Origin of the sequence: Aeromonas tecta, from assembly GCF_000820185.1 — a bacterium.
GTDB classification, from domain to species: Bacteria; Pseudomonadota; Gammaproteobacteria; order Enterobacterales; family Aeromonadaceae; genus Aeromonas; species Aeromonas tecta.
The window spans coordinates 122,700-139,935 of sequence record NZ_CDCA01000020.1 but is presented as its reverse complement, the minus strand read 5'-3'; the positions used below and the strand labels follow the sequence as shown (position 1 = coordinate 139,935).

Genomic DNA, 17,236 nt, shown 5'->3' with positions numbered 1-17,236 from the left:
CGGCGGTGACAAGAGTGCAAGCGGCGGCGGTAACAATACACCCCGCACGGGGCGGGGTGTGTCGTGATGGTGCTGCTAGATGAGCTTGGCCGGCTCGGTGGGCCACTGCGGTGATCCAGGCCAGTCGGGTTGCTCTGACATCAGCGTCAGACCGTAGCGATAGCGCTGCCAGTCTGCCAGCAGCTGGGTGTGCTCCGGCTTGGCGTAGCCGCCGTCGACGGCTGGGCTGATGATGGCGATTTGCTGGCTGGCGACGGCGATACGCCTGGATTGTTCGGATTGTGCCGCACTCAGTTTTGCTTGCAGCTCAGCCGCCTCATCCAGCTCCCATGCTTGCCCATTCCAGCGGTCGAATGGCGAAGCGGGTACCAGCAGGGTATGCGTCTTTGGCACAGGGCCAAGTGCCGTAAGTTCGCTCGCAGCCCTGGTTGCTGTGTCGTAGGCCAGTTTCCCGCGGTGGTCTTCAACCTGGTGCCAACCACTGTCATCCAGAGCCCTGCACCACACGCAGCCGAGTGCAACAAGTTCATCTGGCCCAGTCAGGTAGCTACCTCGTGCCAAGCCGGTGCCAATGCTCATGTATTCATCATGGGGGCCCAACCATTCGCGGGTCGTATCACTGATACGATGCACTGTCATGACACCTGATGATGTGGCAAACCCCTTTTCGTCAATTTCAATCATGGTGGCTCCTTACTTGGCTCGGCACAGGATCAGGGCAGCGACATAGCGTGGCGTCGTTTCTGACCCACCAGACGCGGCAACGGCAATGGAAAACGAGGCCGCACCGGCCATCGGTACGGTGGCAACGTGCACCGAGTCGTTATCGACGGGCTGCAGGGCCGTTGTGCCTATGCGCCCATCAATGGATGTCAGGGCAATCTGGTTTGCCCCGAAACGGTTTTGAAACTGGTGAGTATGGGCGCGAGTCTGATCCGGTTTGCTCATCAGTGGGAGCAGCCCATTCACAATGCCTCTGCCCTCGTCGGCACCGCGAATGAACTCGCCACGCAGGTCTGCGGGCAAACGACCCGATGGGTATTTGGCGGCCAGCTTGGGGTACATCAACATGTCAAAGGCTTGCGCTTTCCAGACAATGAATCGGTCGTTCGGTACGGTCGGACCATCGTAGTAAATGAACTGGCCGATGGGTAAAACAGCATCGAGCAGGGCTTCCATAGCGGCCCGCATCTGCTTGGGGGCCACGGCGCAATCTTCCCGTTCACCGGCGATGGCTTCTGCCTCAGTGGCCAGCCGAAGCATGCCCTTTTCCGTTTTAGTGCTCGCAGGATGATCTCGACCCTCTCGGTGCAGCTTCATCACATCATCGACATATTTGCGGGTGGCCAGCACCACGGACGGGTCAATCTTGAGCTCTACCGCGCTGGTGTCGCTGACGATCAGCACCATGCGGATGGTCTGGGTGCGGCCTGAACCTTCCGACAGCTGAGGCTTGTAGGTGTCCGGGCTGTTGGCAATGGCAATCAGGGTGCCGCTGTCATCGAACAGGCCCACTTCACGGATCCACCACCCGCCAACGGTCTCAGGGATGATCTGCTCGGCCACCAGTTGCGCCGGGTTGAGCGGGTCTTGAAACAGGGTGTTGAGTGGGGCGCGGCGTTGCTCGCGCACCAGGGTGTTCTGTGCCGGGTTGGGGGTGACCGGCTGGCCGTTGCCGTCGCCCACCGCCATGTGGGTGATTTTCAGCGGGATCCCCAGCGCGATGGCGTTGGCGATTTTGGCCTGCCCCGCCTGGGTGGGGATGGCGAAATAGATGGCGCTCAAGCGGCACCTCCTGTCGGTTGCGGTTGAATGGTGAGGGTGTCGATGGTGTGCAGGATGCCGCCGTGCCACTGCTGGCCGTGGATCTCGATGGCTTCGGGGCTGTAGGGGTAGATGGTCAGCTCGTCGCCGAGGTAACAAGCGGCCCCAAGATAGAGCGGGCCGCGGGTCTCCATGCTGATGGCAAGGCCGGTCAGGTGGCGGGTCATGGGTTTGGCGTCGGCAATCAGCCGCTCCAGCTCCTGGTACATGGCTTCGGTAATACCGGTGTCGAGTACGCCGATGTCGAGCTTGAAAGTGCCTGGCGTGGCATGTGGGGTTTCTTGCCACCACTCCAGCACCTTGATCAGAAAGCCGAGGGGTTCCACCACCCGACGAATGGCTCCGATGGTGCCCTTGCGGCTATGCACAAAGTAGCTGTTGGCGATGACCTGGCGTTTGGTGGCTTCTGGCCATTTGTCATCCCAGCGATCGACGCTCCAGCTGGCAGCCAGATAGGGCAGCAGGTGAGCGGGACAAGTCCAGGGTGACCAGAGCGTGCGAAACGGGATCGGCAACAGCTGGGCGGCTGCGCCCGCCGTGGCCAGGTTGCGTTCGGTGCGGGTGGTGCTGGGCGGCAGCAGAGTATTCATAGGGCTCGCCCAACCGTGAAGCCGGTGCAGTAGGCGGCTTGGGTGGCGCTGGGGATGATGTCGTCCCAGCCTATCAGGTCAACCTTGCTTACCCCCTGCACGTGCAGGGCGGCATCAATGGCAGAGCGCGGCACCTCTACCCCGATGCGGCGACGCGGGTTGATAAAGGCGGCGAGCTTGTCACGGGCTGCCAGCAGGATCACGTCACCCTCTGCCCCCTGGCTGCTGATGTGCAGCTTGGCGGTGATGGTGTAGTGGATGATGCCGGCGCTCTGCACGGTGAGCCGGTCGGCTACAGGGCGCTTGTCTTCATGGCTCAGGGCTTGGGTGACCTTGGTGATCAGCGCTGCGTCGGCGCTGCCGTCCCCTTCAGTGCTGAGGATGGTGACCAGTGCCTCTGCAGGGGCTGGACTGGATCCTTTGGCGTCAGCCACCTTGCCGTCTGCCGAGAGGGCAAAATATTCATAGGCGCCCGTCGGGCCCGCTACGCTGAGGCCATCCCACGCCATCAGCGCGCGCAGGATCAGGGCTTCGTCATCTTCTTTGATTTCCGGTACCGGCGGGCTGGCGATGGGGTCACCCGGTTGGATGATGAGGCGCTGCACATTCCAGTTGGCCACCAGGTTGTCGAGGTCGCTCCCCTTGGCCCACGCCAGCATGTTGGCCACTGCCGCATCGTTGATGCGTTGGCGCAGGATCAGCTCCCGGTAGGCATTCTCTTGCAGCAGCTTGGTGATGGGCTCGGACTCGAGCGCCAGGGTGGCGGTGATGCTGGCTTGTTGGTCTGTCGGATAGAGGCTGATGAGATACGCCTTGCGCTCGGCCAAGATGGCTTCGTAATCCAGCAGCTCGATCACATCGGGTTGGGGCAGTTGGGAGAGGGTGATGGTGCTCACTGGACGGCTCCGGTTGGGATGGTGAAGCTGGCAGATTCCGGCGCGCCGCCATCTTTGCGCTGCCAGGTGAGTTCGACGGTGAGGGCGCCATTCATGTCGCCGCCTAGCACATCGACTCGGGTGATAGTAATGCGGGGTTCCCAGTTGATGAGGGCCTGCACGGTGGCAGCCATCAGGCGCAGGCGGGTCGCCTGATGCTGGGGATGGTCGATGAGGTAAAACAGCTCGCTGCCGTAGTCGCGGCGCATGACGCGGGAGCCCACCGGGGTGATGAGGATGTCGCGCACCGACTGGATGATGTGGTCGGTGGCGCTGATGGTGCGCCCGCTGGCAGCGTTCATGCCGAGCCAGTTCATATCGGGCCCCCTGACTGGCCACTGCCTGGTTGTACATTTTCATGGCCGTGGGTGGTGACCTCGACTGCACCGACTTTGGCGGTTTCACTCATCACCCGCTTGGCCTGCAGCAGGTTGGTGCAGATGACCTTGGGGGCGTCGAAGGTCACGCTGACGCTGGCCTTGATCCTGGCCGCCATGATGCCGTTGGCATTGAGCTCGCCGGTTTGCGGGTTGTATTCGATCACTGCGCCGTCGCTGTATTCGGTGCGGTCGAGATCCGGGTTGTCATCATTCGCCAGCGGTTCGGGGAAGGCGGCGCAATTGATGGGGCCGACAATGTAGGCATTACGCAGATCGCCGCTGACCGACAGCAGCAGTACCTGCTCGTTGATGGAGAGGCGACTGCGGGTGCGATTCTTCCCGGCCCGCGCTGCTGCGTAGGGCCGCCAGTTGGTTTCAAGGTCGCCGGTCTTGACGCGACATTCCCCGGAGCGCACGGCGGTGACGGTGCCGATGCGGATCAGGTTGTCTATCAGGCGTTGGAGTTCAGTCGGGGTCGGTTGCATGGGGCCATTGTTTTGGGCAATGGCAGGCAAGGCGAGTTGCGGCCAGTGTATCCACGGTGGATACACTGGCCGCGATGATTACAACCCGTTGGTGAGGTGAGCGAGCAAGGTGGTTTCGAGCTGGTCGTACTCTTGTGCTGTAATGCCAAGCAGCCCCCGCACCGGGTATGAAATCTCACGACCCTTGATACGGTCTTTGAGGCCATATTGGTGAATGGTGGCAATGCGATTGGCCGTGCCGACAAACTCGACCACAGCTTGATGTTCACTGGCTCGGGCCTTGAGCCAGGTTTTATTGCTGATTTTGAAGAACATCTTGTGGCGCAATCTTCCCCGGCCTTTCTTCAACTTGGGCTGAGGCTTGCGGGGGGCCATGGGGGATCCATCTGGCAGGATGTTGGCCCGGATCCGACTGGCTTGGCTGTCTCGCAGCTTGCGCGCCATGTCCTCGGCTAATTGGCGGCGGGCGGCGGGTTCCATGCTGACCAGCAGGCCATCGGCCCAGCTGGTCAGGCGGCTCAGGTCGTCGGCGGCCATCGTCAGTTGTCCTCGTGCTGGAACAATTCCCAGGTGATGCCGTCGTAGGGGTCTTCTGGCGGCTCCGGCAGGTGCTCCCAGCCAATCCCCTGTTCGTTCTGCCACACGCGAACCCGCTCGGTCAGCTTGACGGTGATGATGAGGTCCATTAGGTCGCTCGCGAGGTATTCGGCCTCGAAGGTGATGCCATCCTTGCGCAGCTCGTCGTTGGTCATCAGTTCGGGCTGGTGTTGGCGCAGCCAGGCCAGCAGCGGCACCATGATCTGATCCGGGTGACCGGCAAAGTCCTCGATGCCGATGGTGAGCGGGTATTGCCACTCGAACGAGAGCGAGCGGGCGCCGGTGCTTTCGACATTGCCCGGGGCGATGAAGATGTGCAGCTTGTCCGGATTGGTCTTGAGGTGCGGCACGCAGCGGGTCAGCACCTCACGGATCTGTTTTGGTTTTTCCATATTCCCTCCCGTTCGGGTTTCGTTGTTGGCAGGCGATAAGGCTGTCGACCTGGGCGGCGCAGCTGGCCCAGGCGGCCTCGGTCTGGGTCAGCTGGTCGAGTAGATCGCCGTTATTGGCCGGGTTGGCCGGTGGCAGTTGGCAGGGTGTCAGGCTTTGACAGGTAAGCCTGATAATCTGCGGCGCCGGTGAGGGCGGGGCGCTGGAGCAGCCTGACAACAGGATCAGGCAGAGGGCTATCAGCCCAGGCTTGGAGCTCGGCATTTTCACGTTTGAGCCTCTTGATTGTGTCGGCGCGAGTCGCGGCCGTGATGGTCAGATCGCCAAGCTGGCGCTGCAGCTGTGCGGCAGCGGTTGCCTGGGTGTCCAGCTCACTGGTGAGGGTGCTGATAGTCCCGTCTTTGAGCTTTTCACGATGTTCGGCCTCTTTGGCCTTGTCGTCGGCTGCCTTGAGGTCCGCTTGCAGGGTGGTGACCTGGCCCGCTGCAGTGGCGGCCGAGGTGGCCGACCAGCCCCAGCCGCCCAAGGCGATGGCCAGAGCGATCAGCAACCAGGTGATGGGGGAGCGCAGTAATGTCATTACGGTTTCCTCGGGGGGGGGGGTTGGCTGCGGCTTTTTCTGGCCACATCCTCTGAACGGACAGACCACGCAGCCACCAAACCAGCGCAACTCCAGACATTTCGCACCCAGCTTGATGCAGGTTTTCCCTGACAAGTGACCGCACTTAGGCCGAGGCATCTGCCACCTCCTTCACCTGGTAAACCTTGGCAAAGTGGTCGTATGCCTTGGCCAGCTTGGTGTCGTAGTCGTTGTCTTTGTAAGCGGGACCGTTGTAGCGGCGGGCGAAGTCGGCCCATTTTCGCCCCTGCAGCGCCTTGTGCATGACTGCGTCTTGTTGGATGAAGCGGCACAGAGCTGTGAGGTGTTCGACCTCGCTTCGCTGCATGGCACCCATCCAGTCGCTGGCCGAGGTAAAGCCCAGCGCCTGCCAGTGGTAGCCCATGATCTGAAACATGCCCCAGCTGGCCGACTCGATGGCGGCAACCCGACACAGACTGAGGGCCAGTTGCAGCCGTTCCCATTCTGCCGCGCCGCCGGCATAGCCGCCGCGCCTGGGGTTGACCAGGTTGGGGTAATTGGCGGCCATCTGGTCAGCGGTGGCCTTGCCCTGGTGCTTGGTGAGTTGCTTGTAGAACACATGCCGCTCGAACAGCACTACGGGGCGCGTGGCGTCGGTGAAACCTTCGCCGATGCTCTCGACCTGGGCGACGCTGGCCATGATGGCCAGTGGCACGGCCAGCAGATCGGCACCGGCCTGCATATGGTTGACGGTCAGCTGGTTGCCGCGCTCGCTGCCGAGCAGGGCGGCCAGGGTGCGCGGGCCTGCCTGGCCGATGGCGGTGATCATGTAGTCCCGCTGGAAGGCGAGCAGGGCGAGCTCGGTGGCATCGCCAAACCAGCCGTCCGGCTCGACCGGATAGCCGGCTTTGGTCAGGCGACGCTGCAGATCGGCTACGGTGGTGCCGGTATCCCCTTTTTTCAGACTCATGGTTGATACCTCCCGTTCAGGTGGCTGGCGGTGGTCGGTTGCTGGCGACGGCGTGGCAGCAGGCGCATGACGGAGCCGCGAGAACCGATCAGGGCAGTGAGCAGCACGGCGGCCAACAGGACAGCGGCGGGATCCGGTGATGGCAAGGCACCCAGCATGGCGCGCAGTGGCACGGAGCCGGCGGCCACAGTGATGACCCATGCCAGCATGGCAGGCAGGGGGCGGTAGTCGCCCCCGTTGCGGTTGAAGGTAGCCAGTCGCAGGGCGATGGCGGCGCAGATCATGGCGTAGAGGATGGTCAGCATGTCAGCCCCCTTTGCGGAGTTTGAACAGGTCTTCCGGCGCTTTGCGCAAGGCCCATTGCAACAAATGGACGGCCATCGCCGATGCCAGCAAGGCACCGATAGCACGCGGGCTGCCGGCAGCCTTGGCAGGTAGAACGGTTGTCATGATGGCGGCTACCTGATCGGCAAAGAGGATCCCGATGATGAAGGCCGCGACAAACAGCCCTGCTTTGCGCAGATTGCCGAGTTCGGTGGTGGTGGCGATGAATACCATGGCTCCGGCGAATGCTGCCAGTACCACTTCGATATCAAGGCCGGGGAACAGTGACAGCAGCGCCAGACCGGTGAGGGTGCTGGTTGCTGCACTGGATGAGATCGGTTCTGGCATCGTGCTCTCCTGTTGTTATCGTTTGCCGCCGTAATGGCGAGCGGTTTGGAATTCATGGATGGTCTGGCACTCGGCACAGCGTTCGCAGCCCCGGATCGCTTCACGGCGGGCCTGCGGGATGGGGTTTTCGCAGTCGATGCAGTAGTGAGGGCCGGTGCCACTGATGCGGGCGGCATGAATGCGGGCAGCGATTTTCTGTTCGCTGATGTCGGCCAGTCGTTCGAGTTCGTCGTCGAGGCGGCTCATGTCGGTGTTCTCATGGGTCAGTCCCATAGCTGGATCAGCGGTTGCTCGGCCTGGGTGGGGGCCGCTGGCATTGTGATAAGGGTCCCGGTCGGGATGATGGGGCCGAGCGCGGCCAAACCGGGGTTGAGGTTGAGCACTTGCTCAGTGATGCCTGCGGTGTAGCCGTAGTGCCGGAACAGGATGAGATCGAGGGTGTCGCCCTGTTGGCTGCGCAGTTGCATCAGATCAGCTCCACCGTGTTGTGGGTGGTGCCGAGGATGTCGCGGATGGCAAAACGGGCATCCCGGTAGAGGTCGTCAGAGCTCACGATCTTGGCATCGGCCCCTTTGACGCCGTCACCGGTGGCGCTGTAGTCGGTGTAGCGTTCCAGCAGGTTGGCGCGGGCCATGGCATAGACGGCGCGCCGGTAGCTGTGCAGGTACACCGATTCGTTGTTGATGCGCTCGCTCGGCACGGCGGCCAGAGTGGTGTGGCCTTCGTCCTGGCGGGCAGTGCGCCAATCAGCCAGATCCCGGTTGACGCTGGTGATGGCGTCGATCACTGCATGGGTGAGGCGTGCGGTGGTGACGGTGCCATCGAGCCGGACGGTTTCGCGTAGATCAGACAGCGAGATCGCCGGCCAGAAAGGGTTGGAGGTTATCTCTCCTTCGGCTGGTGCAGTTGGTGCATTGGCAATGAATCCGGTGCTCATGTTGTTCCTTCTCCGCTTGTTGGGCGGTGGTCGGGCCGTCTGGTATGCGAAACGCATTCGTCAGGCCCGAGCCGCCCAGGGTGCGGGGTTCGCTCGGTTAGCTGCCGCCGCCTTGGGCGTCGGGCTGCTGTTCTGGTGTGACTCGCTCATAGACGGCGGCGAATAATTTCGGAGGGCAAGGGCAACAACTACCGTCCACTGCCTTGACAATGAAGTCGCCAATATTGGCTGGTATCGTTCCTATCGCAGTGCGGAACTTCATGCCCTCTTGGTCAAAGAACAGGTGACATGGCTTCACGAGCCTTTGGATCTCTGTGAGGTTGTGACCCGTCCATTGCAGGGCTTCGATCTCAACCGGTTTATTGCGATAGCGCGGCATGGCTCTCTCCTTGTTCTTTTTTCAGCTCGCGCTCGAGCACTTCGAGCTCCTTCTTGATGCCCACCTTGTCGTGCAGTTCGATGGCGCGGCGGTAGTGCTCGGCGGCTTGCGGCTTGTGCCCTTCGGCCAGCGCGGCGCGGCCCACGGCCTTGTGCAGCTTGGCGCGCACCTGGTCGAAGATGTCGCAGGGTTCAAGCAGGCCGAGGTACGTATAGAGCAACCCGCAGATGGGGCCATTGCCTGCCTCTTGCAGCTTGATGGCTGTGTCGGCCACCTCTTCGGCAATCATGGTGGCGGCGGTGCGCTCGTAGCGGTCCGGGGTGCTGAGGCCATGGCGGATCACGTAGTCGGCCATAGGGAAAGCCCCTTCGAGATCGCCAGTGTCGAGGTGCCAGAGCATGACGGTGACCAGGACGTCATCTTGTCCGCCTCGGTCGGCGGCCAACAGGCCATCAATCCAAGGTTTGTAGACGGTCAGCATGGGGCGCTTGGCGTCTATCTTGCGCTCGATGCTCTGGATGCCCTTGAGGGTGCGGCGGTGTTCGGCCAACTGCATCAGCTGGAGTTCATAGGCGTTGGCGCGTACCTGGTCGAATTGAGGAGAGGCCGCCCCTTGCAGGGCGGCCAGTGCTTTTTCGCGGTGTCGACGAGCGGGAGTCATGTCACCCCCTTATGCGCCGGGGGCCGGGTTCGGCCCCATGACGATGTTTTCGACCAGAGCGACACAGTCGTAATCCACCACCACGTAGGCGTCGTTGGAGCTTTCGTAGTTGACGATACGGTTGCGCTTGGGTTCTTCCTCAATGTGGCGGCGGCGGGCACCGTCTTGCCAGTAGATGGAGAGGTTGCTGAGCTTGGTGATCAGCAGGGCGTTGTCGGGGAAGAAGGGGACGCGCACGGCCTTGAGGCCGCCGATCTGCTTCTGGCTCACGAGCACCTGACCGGCCAGCTTGTTCTGGTTGTCGCTGGCGTCGTTGATGATGGGGAAATACTTGTCGGACAGCAGCTTACGGCCGCAGATGACCACCAGTTCGGTGTCGTCCTGGAACCAGGGTTTGATCAGCTCGTTGACGGCGTCGAACACCAGGGCGTCGAGGTTCTTGTAGTCGCCGTCGGCGGCATCCACGTAGATCTTGCCGCTGCCATCAATGCCTTCGCTCATGACCTGGGCCGGGGCATCCGTGCGAATGTGCTGCAGCCAGCCGATGTTGACGTCTTGCAGCAAGGGGTTGGCATTGCGATCAGTGTCTGGTGCCGCACTGGTGCCGTGCCAGCCAATCATGATGCGATCCAGTCCCTGGCGGGTGATGATGGCGTCGCGGATACGGGTCTGGAAGTCAGGGAACTTGGCCCACGAATCGAGCTGGGCATAGCCGATCATGGTGTCGTAGTTGGTCTGGGCGCACTCGTAGTTGTGGTCATACAGGGCGGCCGGGTTGTTGGGCTGGCGGTCTTTGGTATCGGTATTGGTTCGGCCCGCGATGGTGCTGCTGATACCGATGCCGACTTTCTGCCCCTTGAGTTCATCCACCGGCACCATGTTGATCATGGCGAGGAAGGCGACCGACTCCTGCATCTTGGTTTCCAGGGTCTGTTGGACACTGGGCTGCACGTTGAATTGCACCATGGCGCTGGTGATGGCGTTGAGTTTGGCTACCTTGCCGGTGAACTCGTTGAACTTCTGGCGGGTTTCATTACGCATGGATGGGGTCCTTAGCAATCGGTTTCGATGGTGGTGCCTTGGGCGCCAGTGGCGGGCTGGCGTTTGTGGCTGAAATCTTCCTGGTCTTCCAGCTGGGCTGTGAGGTTGGCCAGTGCCTTGGCAGTGGCTTCCTGTTGGCTGGTCAGTGCGGTGATGGTCAGGGCCTGCTCGCTGAACTTCTTCTGCAGGTCGTTATCGATGGCGGTCACTTCTTTGGCCACGGCCTCGACGGCCTGATGCACATCGCTTAAGTCCGCGGTGGATTGCTTCGTGTGGGTGGAAAACAGCGCGGTGACCCGTTCCAGCAGGCCGGGGCCTTTGTCGGCTTCGTTTTCGAATTCGATGACGGTTTCCAGCGCCGCGGTGAACAGGCACTCCTTGTGCTGTTTGCGCTCGGCCAGCGGGTTGGTCGAGGCCTTGCTGCAGAATTGGAGCATTTCGGTGCCGAGGCTGGCCGGGCTGTCGGTGACGGCCAGCCCCATCAGGTAGGCGCCTTTCTCGTTCAGGTTCGGGTGGATTTCGACAGAGGTGAACACCTTCTGGCGCTTCTTGTTCAGTTCGACCAATTCAGGGGTCGGGTCGATCTGTACGAACAGGGCCAGGCGCTTCTCACCTTCCATGTCGACCTCTTCGGTCTTGGCTGCGGTGATGTCGCCGTACATCTTGAACTGACCGTTGGGGTCGAAGCCTCGAATGTGTTCCATATTGACCCGGGCGCCGTAGGTGGACTGGCTGTAGCGCTTGGCCATCTGTTCAATCCATTCGCGGGTGATGGTGCGGCCATCGGTCGTGCCCCCTTCGACGGCAACACGGAAAAATTTGGACTTAGCCATGAGCTGGGATCCCTTTGGTGATTGGATGGTGATGTCGCGGTTATGGTCTGGGTGACAGGCGGGATCGCGCAATCAGCGGCCAGTGTATCTACGGCGGATACACTGGCGCGGGCGTCAGAGGGTTTGCTTGGGTCGGTAGACTGGCGCCATGACGACAACACCCTTAGTTTTCCCCCATATCGAACCCAGACGGCAGGCCATGCACCTGTTCTTTCAGGGCTACCAGCTCCGCGCCATTGCTGAATTGCTGCAAACGCCGGAGGGGACAGTCTCGACCTGGAAGAAGCGCGACGGCTGGGATGACATCAAACCCATTGACCGGGTCGACTTCGCCATCGAATCGCGGATGTGCCAGTTGATTGCCAAGGATGTGAAAAGCGGCGGCGACTTCAAGGAGATTGACCTGCTGGGCCGCCAGCTTGAGCGGATTGCCCGGGTCAACAAGTACAGCAATGGCGGCAATGAGGCCGACCTCAATCCCAAGGTGGCGAACCGCAACAAGGGGCCAAAGAAGACGCCCGAGCGCAATGTGGTCGAGCCCGAGCAGCAGGAACGGTTAATCGAGCGATTCGAGTCGACCATGTTTGGCTATCAACGCACCTGGTACGAGGCGGGCAAGCTGCACCGGATCCGCGACCTGCTCAAGTCGCGCCAGATCGGGGCGACGTTTTATTTTGCCTTCGAGGCGTTCATCGATGCCTTGGTCACTGGACGCAATCAGATATTTCTGTCGGCCAGCAAGGCGCAGGCCCACATGTTCAAGCAATACATCATCCAGTTTGCCAAAGAGGAGGGAGTTGATCTCAAGGGCGACCCCATGGTGCTGCCGAACGGGGCTCACATGTATTTTCTCGGTACCAATACGCGCACCGCTCAGGGCTATCACGGCAACATCTACATGGATGAGTATTTCTGGATCCATGGTTTTCAGGATTTTCGCAAGGTGGCGTCGGGCATGGCGATGCACAAGAAGTGGCGCCAGACCTACATCTCCACCCCGTCCAGCCTCTCCCATCCCGCTTATAAGTTCTGGTCAGGGGAAAATTTCAACCGTGGCAAGCCCAAGGCTGACCGGGTCGAGATTGACCTCAGCCACGCCAATTTGTCTGGCGGCAAGCTGTGCGCCGATGGCCAGTGGAGGCAGATCGTCACGGTCGAGGATGCGGTGCGCGGCGGCTGCGACCTGTTTGACCTGGATCAGCTACGTGGCGAGTACTCCGAGGAGGAATATCGCAACCTGTTGATGTGCGAGTTCATGGACGATACGTCCAGCGTGTTCCCGCTCGCGACTTTGCAGCGCTGCATGGTGGACAGCTGGGAGTTGTGGGACGACTACAAGCCCTTTGCCCTGCGCCCGCTGGGCAACAGGTCGGTGTGGATCGGTTATGACCCCGCCAAAGGCGCTGTCGGTAGTGACAGCGCAGGGTGTGTCGTACTGGCCCCGCCGGCAGTACCTGGTGGCAAGTTCCGGGTGCTCGAGCGCCACCGCTGGAGCGGTATGGACTTCGACGCCCAGGCGCGAGCCATCCGGGCCATGTGCGATCGCTACAACGTGGGGTACATCGGTATCGATACCACTGGCATCGGGGAGGGGGTTTATCAGCTGGTGAAGCAGTTCTATCCGGCGGTGACGGCCATCCAGTACAACCCGAGCGTGAAAATCCAGATGGTGATGAAGGCGCAGGATGTGATGAACAAGGGGCGGCTGGAGTTCGACAGCGGCTGGACCGATCTGGCGGCCGCCTTTATGAGTATCCGCCGCGCCGTGACCGCAGGCGGCAAGATGCCGACCTTTGAGGCCAGCCGCTCCGAAGAAACCAGCCACGCAGACATCGCTTGGGCGACGATGCAGGCCCTGTTACATGAGCCGCTGGCAGGTGCCACCGGTGCTAATACCAGCATGATGGAGATTTTCGCATGACAAAGCGCCGCCAGCAGCGCCATACCTCGCCGGTGACGGCGACCCAACAACCCGGAGCCGAGGCCATCGAGGCGTTCAGCTTTGGTGAGCCGGTACCGGTGCTCTCCCAGCGGGAGGTGTTCGACTATCTGGAGGCGATGCACAACGGCCGTTGGTATGAGCCGCCGCTCTCGCTCAATGGTTTATCGCGGGTCTATCGGGCCGGGGTGCACCATGCCTCGGCCATCCAGGTGAAACGCAACATCCTGCGTTCGTGCTTCATCCCCCATCCGAAGCTGAACCTGGCCAGTTTCACCGGGCTGGCGCTGGACTATCTGATCTTCGGCAACGGCTACCTGCAGGCGGTGCAGAACCGGATCGGTGGGGTGCTGCGCTATGACCATCTGCGCGCCAAGTACACTCGGCGCGGACTGGATCTGGATGCCTATTGGTGGATTGCCCAGCCAGGGCAGGAGCAGGCCCTGCCCGCGGGGCGTGTGGGCCATGTATTGGAGGCCGACATCAACCAGGAGATCTACGGCATCCCTGACTATGTCGGCGGGCTCAACTCCACCCTGCTCAACGAGTCGGCCACCCTGTTTCGCCGCCGCTACTACGAGAACGGCAGCCATGCCGGCTTCATCATGCACATCACCGATGCGGTGCAGAACGAGGGGGATATCGCCAAGCTGAAAGAAGCGCTGCGCCAGAGTAAGGGCCCCGGCAACTTCCGCAACCTGCTGCTCTACACCCCGGGCGGCAGCAAGGACGGGGTGAAGCTGATCCCGGTGGCCGAGGTGGCAGCCAAGGATGATTTTCTCAGCATCAAGAACGTGAGCCGGGATGACCAGCTGGCGACTCACCGGGTACCGCCCCAGCTGATGGGGGTGATGCCGAACAGTACCGGCGGCTTCGGCGATGTGACCAAGGCCGCCCAGGTGTTCGACATCAACGAGATCGACAGCATCAAGGCCAGCCTGCTGGCGCTCAATGACTGGGCAGGGGAAGAGATTATCCGCTTCAACCCCTACCGACTGTCAGATCTGACAGTACAGGCGGAATAGGCGAGGCTAGAGTTACACCAAGCGCTTGGAGTTTGTGTGCGTCGTATGGCGTAAGAAAAGCCCCCTCATCTGAGGGGGCTTAGTTTTGTATCTCATCTGGCGGCTTGAGTGCTCCGCTACCGCATCTACCCGCTAACAGCGCCCAGCATACTCACTGATTCTCGAGCATCGTCCCAGAGCGGCAGGCGCCGCCTGCCGACCCCTGCCAGCACCGCTGGCGCGCAATCGGGACCCCGCCTCGCCTGCCCACTTTATGTGTCGATTTCCATGCACTTGAAAGATTGGTGACAGACGATGGCGCCCTGCACCAGCACTGGCCGCGAGCCGAGCCTCAGATCCTCTTTCCGATCCTTCACTTTCTGTCAGTTCCTTTCACGCACTCCTAGTAGTCTCTCTGTCAGTGCTTTACTTTTCTGGCAACGGCACAACTCTAGCTATATCAGGTGGTAATGTTACATTTTTATTTTCTAGTAATTTCCAAAACAACCTATATTCATGTTGCCATTCATCATTGACTGACTTGAGAAAGTGATTTCTTTCGTGGTTTTTAGTATATTTGCAATCATCCGCAATTACATCGCAAGATAATTGCTTGCTTATAATATCCTTTAATGTGTTTATGTCGAGTATTTCAACGCATGCAACTTTTCCCATTCGTTTTGCTATCTCAGGGTTAAATACATTACAAAAAGATAGTATCAATCCATCTTCTTTATAATAATCAGCGCCAATAATATCAGGGATTCTCTGGGTTCCATGGTATGAGTTCGTTATTGTAAAGTTTTTAACCCCTTGGATTAAAATTCCATATTGCATCAGGCTAGGTACCGGATATTCACTTTTATGAATTAGGTTCTCATCTGGAGTTAGGATTCCATTACGCTCATCACTTAAATATGTGCTTGCAAGTTTTATTGGGATCTCACCACCATTTACCCACGCTTCACAGTACCATTTCTCACTAAGATAAAGATATTTTTTCATATTTCACCCAAATAAAAAATATGTTTTTTGTTATTTTCAATTAAGTTTTATATTTCAATTTTAAGTAAGAAGAGTTGATTTTACTCTCATATCAAACCTAAATGCACTGTTCAATATGTGGTCATGAATTAATCTATCTTATATGGTATTTAAATTCTTGTAATATTTTTCTTTCTGTAAATGTTGGTTGTGTGAGTGGTCGATGGAGCCAAACGCTAAACGGTGATCCTCTCTGGGTTGGTTGCTATACTGTGTTTTTATACAGTTAATCGAGATGCCCCGTATGTTTGCTCAACCCACCCCAGATGCTCCCTTGTTGGAGCTGCCCCTGTTCCTCTCCCCGGTAGCCTGCGGTTTTCCGTCGCCTGCGCAGGACTACACCGAGCAGACTATCGATCTCAACCAGCTGTGTGTTGCCCACCCGGCGGCTACCTACTTCGTGCGGGCGGCCGGTGACAGCATGGTCGACCACGGGATCCGCGATGGCGACCTGCTGGTCGTGGACCGCAGCCGCAAGGCGCTGCATGGCTGCGTGGTGGTTGCCGCGGTGGATGGCGAGTTCACGGTGAAGAAGCTGCAGCTTGAACCCACGGTGGCGCTGCTCCCGGGTAACCCGACCTATCGGCCCATCCATTTCAGTGAGGGGCAGGAGCTGGAGATTTTCGGGGTAGTGGCGTTTGTCGTGCATAAGATGGCAACCCCATGAACAAGCACTGCACCGTCGCCCTGGTCGACGTGAACAACTTCTACGCCAGTTGCGAGCGGCTGTTTCGGCCCGACCTCAAGGGGAGGCCCATCGTGGTGCTCTCAAACAACGATGGCTGCGTGGTGGCCCGTTCGGTGGAGGCCAAGGCGCTAGGCATCAAGATGGGGGTGCCGTACTTCCAGATCCGCCAGTTCTTCGAGGCCATGGGCGGGATCTGGTTCTCCAGCAACTACGCCCTCTATGGCGACATGTCGAACCGGGTGATGAGCATTCTGGAAGGGATGGCCCCGGCGGTGGAGGTCTACAGCATTGACGAGGCCTTTATCGAACTGAGCGAGTCCTGGGCCGGTGATCTGGTGGCCTATGGCCGCCAAGTCCGCGAGCGGGTGCAGCAGTGGACAGGGCTCACCGTCGGGGTGGGCATCGCCCCGACCAAGACCCTGGCCAAGCTCGCCAACTACGCCGCCAAGAAGTGGCCAGCCACCGGTGGGGTGGTCGATCTGCGGGACGAAGGGCGCCGCGCCAAGCTGATGGCCATCACCTCGGTGGACGAGATATGGGGTATTGGCCGGCGGCTCACCGCCAAGCTGGAGGCTCAGGGCATCAAGACAGTGGCCGACCTGGTGGCGGCCGATCCCAAGAGCTTGCGGCGTCGGTATGGCGTGGTGGTCGAGCGCACCGTGCAGGAGTTACGAGGGATCCCCTGCGCCGAACTGGAGCAAGAGGCCCAGGCCAAGCAGCAGATTATCTGCTCACGCTCCTTCGGGGAGCGCATCACCCAGATCGGCCCCATGCACCAGGCGCTGGCCGGCTACATGGAGCGCGCCGCCGAGAAGCTGCGGGGGGAGGGGATGTGCTGCCGGCATGTGACTCTGTTCATTCGCACCAGCCCGTTCAGCGACCGGGAGCCCTATTACGGCAACCAGGTGAGCACCAAGTTGGCGATGCCCACTCATGACACTCGGGCCTTGCTGGCCTTGATCCCGGAATTGCTCCCCCGCATTTGGCGCGCCGAGCAGCGTTACCAGAAAGGGGGCGTCATGCTGGCCGACTTCACCCCCGCCAGCATGCAGCAGGGCGACCTGTTCGCCGCACAGCAGCAATCCCCGCGCAGCGAGGCGCTGATGCAGGTCATCGACAAGATCAACCAGGGGCGGTTGGGGAAGGTCTACTTCGCGGCCCGCGGACGAGACACCAAGGAGTGGATGATGAAGCGGGAGCAGTTAAGCCCCCGCTATACCACCGAGCTCGGCGAGCTGCCGGTGGTGAAGTAAGAACAAGACATTGAACTTTATTGCATCTAAAGGT

The 17,236-nt window shown here is 60.2% G+C and carries 25 protein-coding genes; 4 read left to right on the top strand and 21 right to left on the bottom strand.

What is annotated here, in order from left to right:
• Positions 1-75: 75 nt before the first annotated feature.
• The 20 genes from BN1137_RS05410 to BN1137_RS05320 all read right to left on the bottom strand — a co-directional run bounded on the left by BN1137_RS05410 (position 76) and on the right by BN1137_RS05320 (position 11,274).
• Positions 76-684: a tail fiber assembly protein gene (locus BN1137_RS05410; protein ID WP_050717613.1), complete on the bottom strand. Its 609-nt coding sequence runs from the start codon at positions 682-684 to the stop codon at positions 76-78.
• A gap of 9 nt (positions 685-693) precedes the next feature.
• Positions 694-1,785, bottom strand: a complete 1,092-nt coding sequence (locus BN1137_RS22830) for a phage tail protein (RefSeq protein WP_083443375.1) — start codon at positions 1,783-1,785, stop codon at positions 694-696.
• Positions 1,782-2,414: a phage tail protein I gene (locus BN1137_RS05400; RefSeq protein WP_050717612.1), complete on the bottom strand. Its 633-nt coding sequence runs from the start codon at positions 2,412-2,414 to the stop codon at positions 1,782-1,784. Before BN1137_RS05400 ends, BN1137_RS22830 begins: the two co-directional genes overlap by 4 nt.
• Positions 2,411-3,310, bottom strand: a complete 900-nt coding sequence (locus BN1137_RS05395) for a baseplate J/gp47 family protein (protein ID WP_050717611.1) — start codon at positions 3,308-3,310, stop codon at positions 2,411-2,413. The genes BN1137_RS05400 and BN1137_RS05395 overlap by 4 nt, the downstream gene beginning before the upstream one ends.
• Positions 3,307-3,666 (bottom strand): GPW/gp25 family protein, encoded by a 360-nt coding sequence (locus BN1137_RS05390; RefSeq protein ID WP_050717610.1) that lies wholly within the window; start codon positions 3,664-3,666, stop codon positions 3,307-3,309. The genes BN1137_RS05395 and BN1137_RS05390 overlap by 4 nt, the downstream gene beginning before the upstream one ends.
• Positions 3,663-4,214: a phage baseplate assembly protein V gene (locus BN1137_RS05385; protein ID WP_050717862.1), complete on the bottom strand. Its 552-nt coding sequence runs from the start codon at positions 4,212-4,214 to the stop codon at positions 3,663-3,665. Before BN1137_RS05385 ends, BN1137_RS05390 begins: the two co-directional genes overlap by 4 nt.
• Positions 4,215-4,292: 78 nt before the next feature.
• Positions 4,293-4,751: a phage virion morphogenesis protein gene (locus BN1137_RS05380; RefSeq protein ID WP_050717609.1), complete on the bottom strand. Its 459-nt coding sequence runs from the start codon at positions 4,749-4,751 to the stop codon at positions 4,293-4,295.
• Positions 4,752-4,753: 2 nt separating this feature from the next.
• Positions 4,754-5,203, bottom strand: a complete 450-nt coding sequence (locus tag BN1137_RS05375) for a phage tail protein (protein ID WP_050717608.1) — start codon at positions 5,201-5,203, stop codon at positions 4,754-4,756.
• Positions 5,178-5,420: an Rz1-like lysis system protein LysC gene (gene lysC, locus BN1137_RS22825; protein ID WP_232306897.1), complete on the bottom strand. Its 243-nt coding sequence runs from the start codon at positions 5,418-5,420 to the stop codon at positions 5,178-5,180. The genes BN1137_RS05375 and lysC overlap by 26 nt, the downstream gene beginning before the upstream one ends.
• Positions 5,314-5,781 (bottom strand): Rz-like lysis system protein LysB, encoded by a 468-nt coding sequence (gene lysB, locus BN1137_RS05370; protein ID WP_050717607.1) that lies wholly within the window; start codon positions 5,779-5,781, stop codon positions 5,314-5,316. The genes lysC and lysB overlap by 107 nt, the downstream gene beginning before the upstream one ends.
• Before the next feature lie 145 nt (positions 5,782-5,926).
• On the bottom strand, positions 5,927-6,751 hold the full coding sequence (locus BN1137_RS05365; RefSeq protein ID WP_050717606.1) for an N-acetylmuramidase domain-containing protein: 825 nt from the start codon (positions 6,749-6,751) through the stop codon (positions 5,927-5,929).
• Complete coding sequence (locus BN1137_RS05360; RefSeq protein ID WP_050717605.1) at positions 6,748-7,056, bottom strand: phage holin family protein; 309 nt, start codon at positions 7,054-7,056, stop codon at positions 6,748-6,750. The genes BN1137_RS05365 and BN1137_RS05360 overlap by 4 nt, the downstream gene beginning before the upstream one ends.
• Position 7,057: 1 nt before the next feature.
• The gene (locus BN1137_RS05355; RefSeq protein ID WP_050717604.1) at positions 7,058-7,423 is read right to left on the bottom strand and encodes a putative holin; all 366 of its coding nucleotides are present in this window, start codon (positions 7,421-7,423) and stop codon (positions 7,058-7,060) included.
• 15 nt (positions 7,424-7,438) lie between these two features.
• On the bottom strand, positions 7,439-7,669 hold the full coding sequence (locus tag BN1137_RS05350) for a TraR/DksA C4-type zinc finger protein (RefSeq protein WP_198150600.1): 231 nt from the start codon (positions 7,667-7,669) through the stop codon (positions 7,439-7,441).
• Positions 7,670-7,686: 17 nt separating this feature from the next.
• A complete protein-coding gene (locus BN1137_RS05345) occupies positions 7,687-7,890 on the bottom strand; it encodes a tail protein X (protein ID WP_042640309.1) in 204 nt (67 codons plus the stop codon).
• Positions 7,890-8,360: a head completion/stabilization protein gene (locus BN1137_RS05340; RefSeq protein ID WP_050717602.1), complete on the bottom strand. Its 471-nt coding sequence runs from the start codon at positions 8,358-8,360 to the stop codon at positions 7,890-7,892. The genes BN1137_RS05345 and BN1137_RS05340 overlap by 1 nt, the downstream gene beginning before the upstream one ends.
• 97 nt (positions 8,361-8,457) lie before the next feature.
• Positions 8,458-8,739: a hypothetical protein gene (locus BN1137_RS05335; protein ID WP_050717601.1), complete on the bottom strand. Its 282-nt coding sequence runs from the start codon at positions 8,737-8,739 to the stop codon at positions 8,458-8,460.
• Complete coding sequence (gene gpM, locus BN1137_RS05330) at positions 8,720-9,400, bottom strand: phage terminase small subunit (RefSeq protein WP_050717600.1); 681 nt, start codon at positions 9,398-9,400, stop codon at positions 8,720-8,722. Before gpM ends, BN1137_RS05335 begins: the two co-directional genes overlap by 20 nt.
• A 9-nt stretch (positions 9,401-9,409) precedes the next feature.
• A complete protein-coding gene (locus BN1137_RS05325; RefSeq protein WP_050717599.1) occupies positions 9,410-10,441 on the bottom strand; it encodes a phage major capsid protein, P2 family in 1,032 nt (343 codons plus the stop codon).
• 11 nt (positions 10,442-10,452) lie between these two features.
• Positions 10,453-11,274, bottom strand: a complete 822-nt coding sequence (locus BN1137_RS05320) for a GPO family capsid scaffolding protein (RefSeq protein WP_050717598.1) — start codon at positions 11,272-11,274, stop codon at positions 10,453-10,455.
• A 148-nt stretch (positions 11,275-11,422) separates the two neighbouring features.
• On the opposite strand from BN1137_RS05320, the gene BN1137_RS05315 reads away from it, so the two are divergent.
• A complete protein-coding gene (locus BN1137_RS05315) occupies positions 11,423-13,195 on the top strand; it encodes a terminase ATPase subunit family protein (protein ID WP_050717597.1) in 1,773 nt (590 codons plus the stop codon).
• On the top strand, positions 13,192-14,238 hold the full coding sequence (locus BN1137_RS05310; RefSeq protein WP_050717596.1) for a phage portal protein: 1,047 nt from the start codon (positions 13,192-13,194) through the stop codon (positions 14,236-14,238). The genes BN1137_RS05315 and BN1137_RS05310 overlap by 4 nt, the downstream gene beginning before the upstream one ends.
• A 405-nt stretch (positions 14,239-14,643) precedes the next feature.
• On the opposite strand, the gene BN1137_RS21835 is transcribed toward BN1137_RS05310, so the two are convergent.
• Positions 14,644-15,222 carry a hypothetical protein gene (locus BN1137_RS21835; protein WP_083443374.1) on the bottom strand — a complete coding sequence of 193 codons (579 nt, stop codon included), beginning with the start codon at positions 15,220-15,222 and terminating at the stop codon, positions 14,644-14,646.
• Between the two features lie 283 nt (positions 15,223-15,505).
• Between BN1137_RS21835 and umuD the strand changes: the two genes are divergently transcribed.
• Positions 15,506-15,928 carry a translesion error-prone DNA polymerase V autoproteolytic subunit gene (gene umuD, locus BN1137_RS05305; protein WP_050717595.1) on the top strand — a complete coding sequence of 141 codons (423 nt, stop codon included), beginning with the start codon at positions 15,506-15,508 and terminating at the stop codon, positions 15,926-15,928.
• The gene (umuC, locus tag BN1137_RS05300) at positions 15,925-17,202 is read left to right on the top strand and encodes a translesion error-prone DNA polymerase V subunit UmuC (protein WP_050717594.1); all 1,278 of its coding nucleotides are present in this window, start codon (positions 15,925-15,927) and stop codon (positions 17,200-17,202) included. Before umuD ends, umuC begins: the two co-directional genes overlap by 4 nt.
• Positions 17,203-17,236 lie beyond the last annotated feature (34 nt).

Bases quoted from the DNA above. Each gene is read 5' to 3' on its own strand.
- BN1137_RS05410 (WP_050717613.1), bottom strand. From the start codon at position 684: ATGATTGAAATTGACGAAAAGGGGTTTGCCACATCATCAGGTGTCATG.
- BN1137_RS05400 (WP_050717612.1), bottom strand. From the start codon at position 2,414: ATGAATACTCTGCTGCCGCCCAGCACCACCCGCACCGAACGCAACCTG.
- BN1137_RS05390 (WP_050717610.1), bottom strand. From the start codon at position 3,666: ATGAACTGGCTCGGCATGAACGCTGCCAGCGGGCGCACCATCAGCGCC.
- BN1137_RS05385 (WP_050717862.1), bottom strand. From the start codon at position 4,214: ATGCAACCGACCCCGACTGAACTCCAACGCCTGATAGACAACCTGATC.
- BN1137_RS05380 (WP_050717609.1), bottom strand. From the start codon at position 4,751: ATGGCCGCCGACGACCTGAGCCGCCTGACCAGCTGGGCCGATGGCCTG.
- BN1137_RS05375 (WP_050717608.1), bottom strand. From the start codon at position 5,203: ATGGAAAAACCAAAACAGATCCGTGAGGTGCTGACCCGCTGCGTGCCG.
- lysB (WP_050717607.1), bottom strand. From the start codon at position 5,781: ATGACATTACTGCGCTCCCCCATCACCTGGTTGCTGATCGCTCTGGCC.
- BN1137_RS05365 (WP_050717606.1), bottom strand. From the start codon at position 6,751: ATGAGTCTGAAAAAAGGGGATACCGGCACCACCGTAGCCGATCTGCAG.
- BN1137_RS05360 (WP_050717605.1), bottom strand. From the start codon at position 7,056: ATGCTGACCATCCTCTACGCCATGATCTGCGCCGCCATCGCCCTGCGA.
- BN1137_RS05355 (WP_050717604.1), bottom strand. From the start codon at position 7,423: ATGCCAGAACCGATCTCATCCAGTGCAGCAACCAGCACCCTCACCGGT.
- BN1137_RS05350 (WP_198150600.1), bottom strand. From the start codon at position 7,669: ATGAGCCGCCTCGACGACGAACTCGAACGACTGGCCGACATCAGCGAA.
- BN1137_RS05345 (WP_042640309.1), bottom strand. From the start codon at position 7,890: ATGCAACTGCGCAGCCAACAGGGCGACACCCTCGATCTCATCCTGTTC.
- BN1137_RS05340 (WP_050717602.1), bottom strand. From the start codon at position 8,360: ATGAGCACCGGATTCATTGCCAATGCACCAACTGCACCAGCCGAAGGA.
- BN1137_RS05335 (WP_050717601.1), bottom strand. From the start codon at position 8,739: ATGCCGCGCTATCGCAATAAACCGGTTGAGATCGAAGCCCTGCAATGG.
- gpM (WP_050717600.1), bottom strand. From the start codon at position 9,400: ATGACTCCCGCTCGTCGACACCGCGAAAAAGCACTGGCCGCCCTGCAA.
- BN1137_RS05325 (WP_050717599.1), bottom strand. From the start codon at position 10,441: ATGCGTAATGAAACCCGCCAGAAGTTCAACGAGTTCACCGGCAAGGTA.
- BN1137_RS05320 (WP_050717598.1), bottom strand. From the start codon at position 11,274: ATGGCTAAGTCCAAATTTTTCCGTGTTGCCGTCGAAGGGGGCACGACC.
- BN1137_RS05315 (WP_050717597.1), top strand. From the start codon at position 11,423: ATGACGACAACACCCTTAGTTTTCCCCCATATCGAACCCAGACGGCAG.
- BN1137_RS05310 (WP_050717596.1), top strand. From the start codon at position 13,192: ATGACAAAGCGCCGCCAGCAGCGCCATACCTCGCCGGTGACGGCGACC.
- BN1137_RS21835 (WP_083443374.1), bottom strand. From the start codon at position 15,222: ATGAAAAAATATCTTTATCTTAGTGAGAAATGGTACTGTGAAGCGTGG.
- umuD (WP_050717595.1), top strand. From the start codon at position 15,506: ATGTTTGCTCAACCCACCCCAGATGCTCCCTTGTTGGAGCTGCCCCTG.
- umuC (WP_050717594.1), top strand. From the start codon at position 15,925: ATGAACAAGCACTGCACCGTCGCCCTGGTCGACGTGAACAACTTCTAC.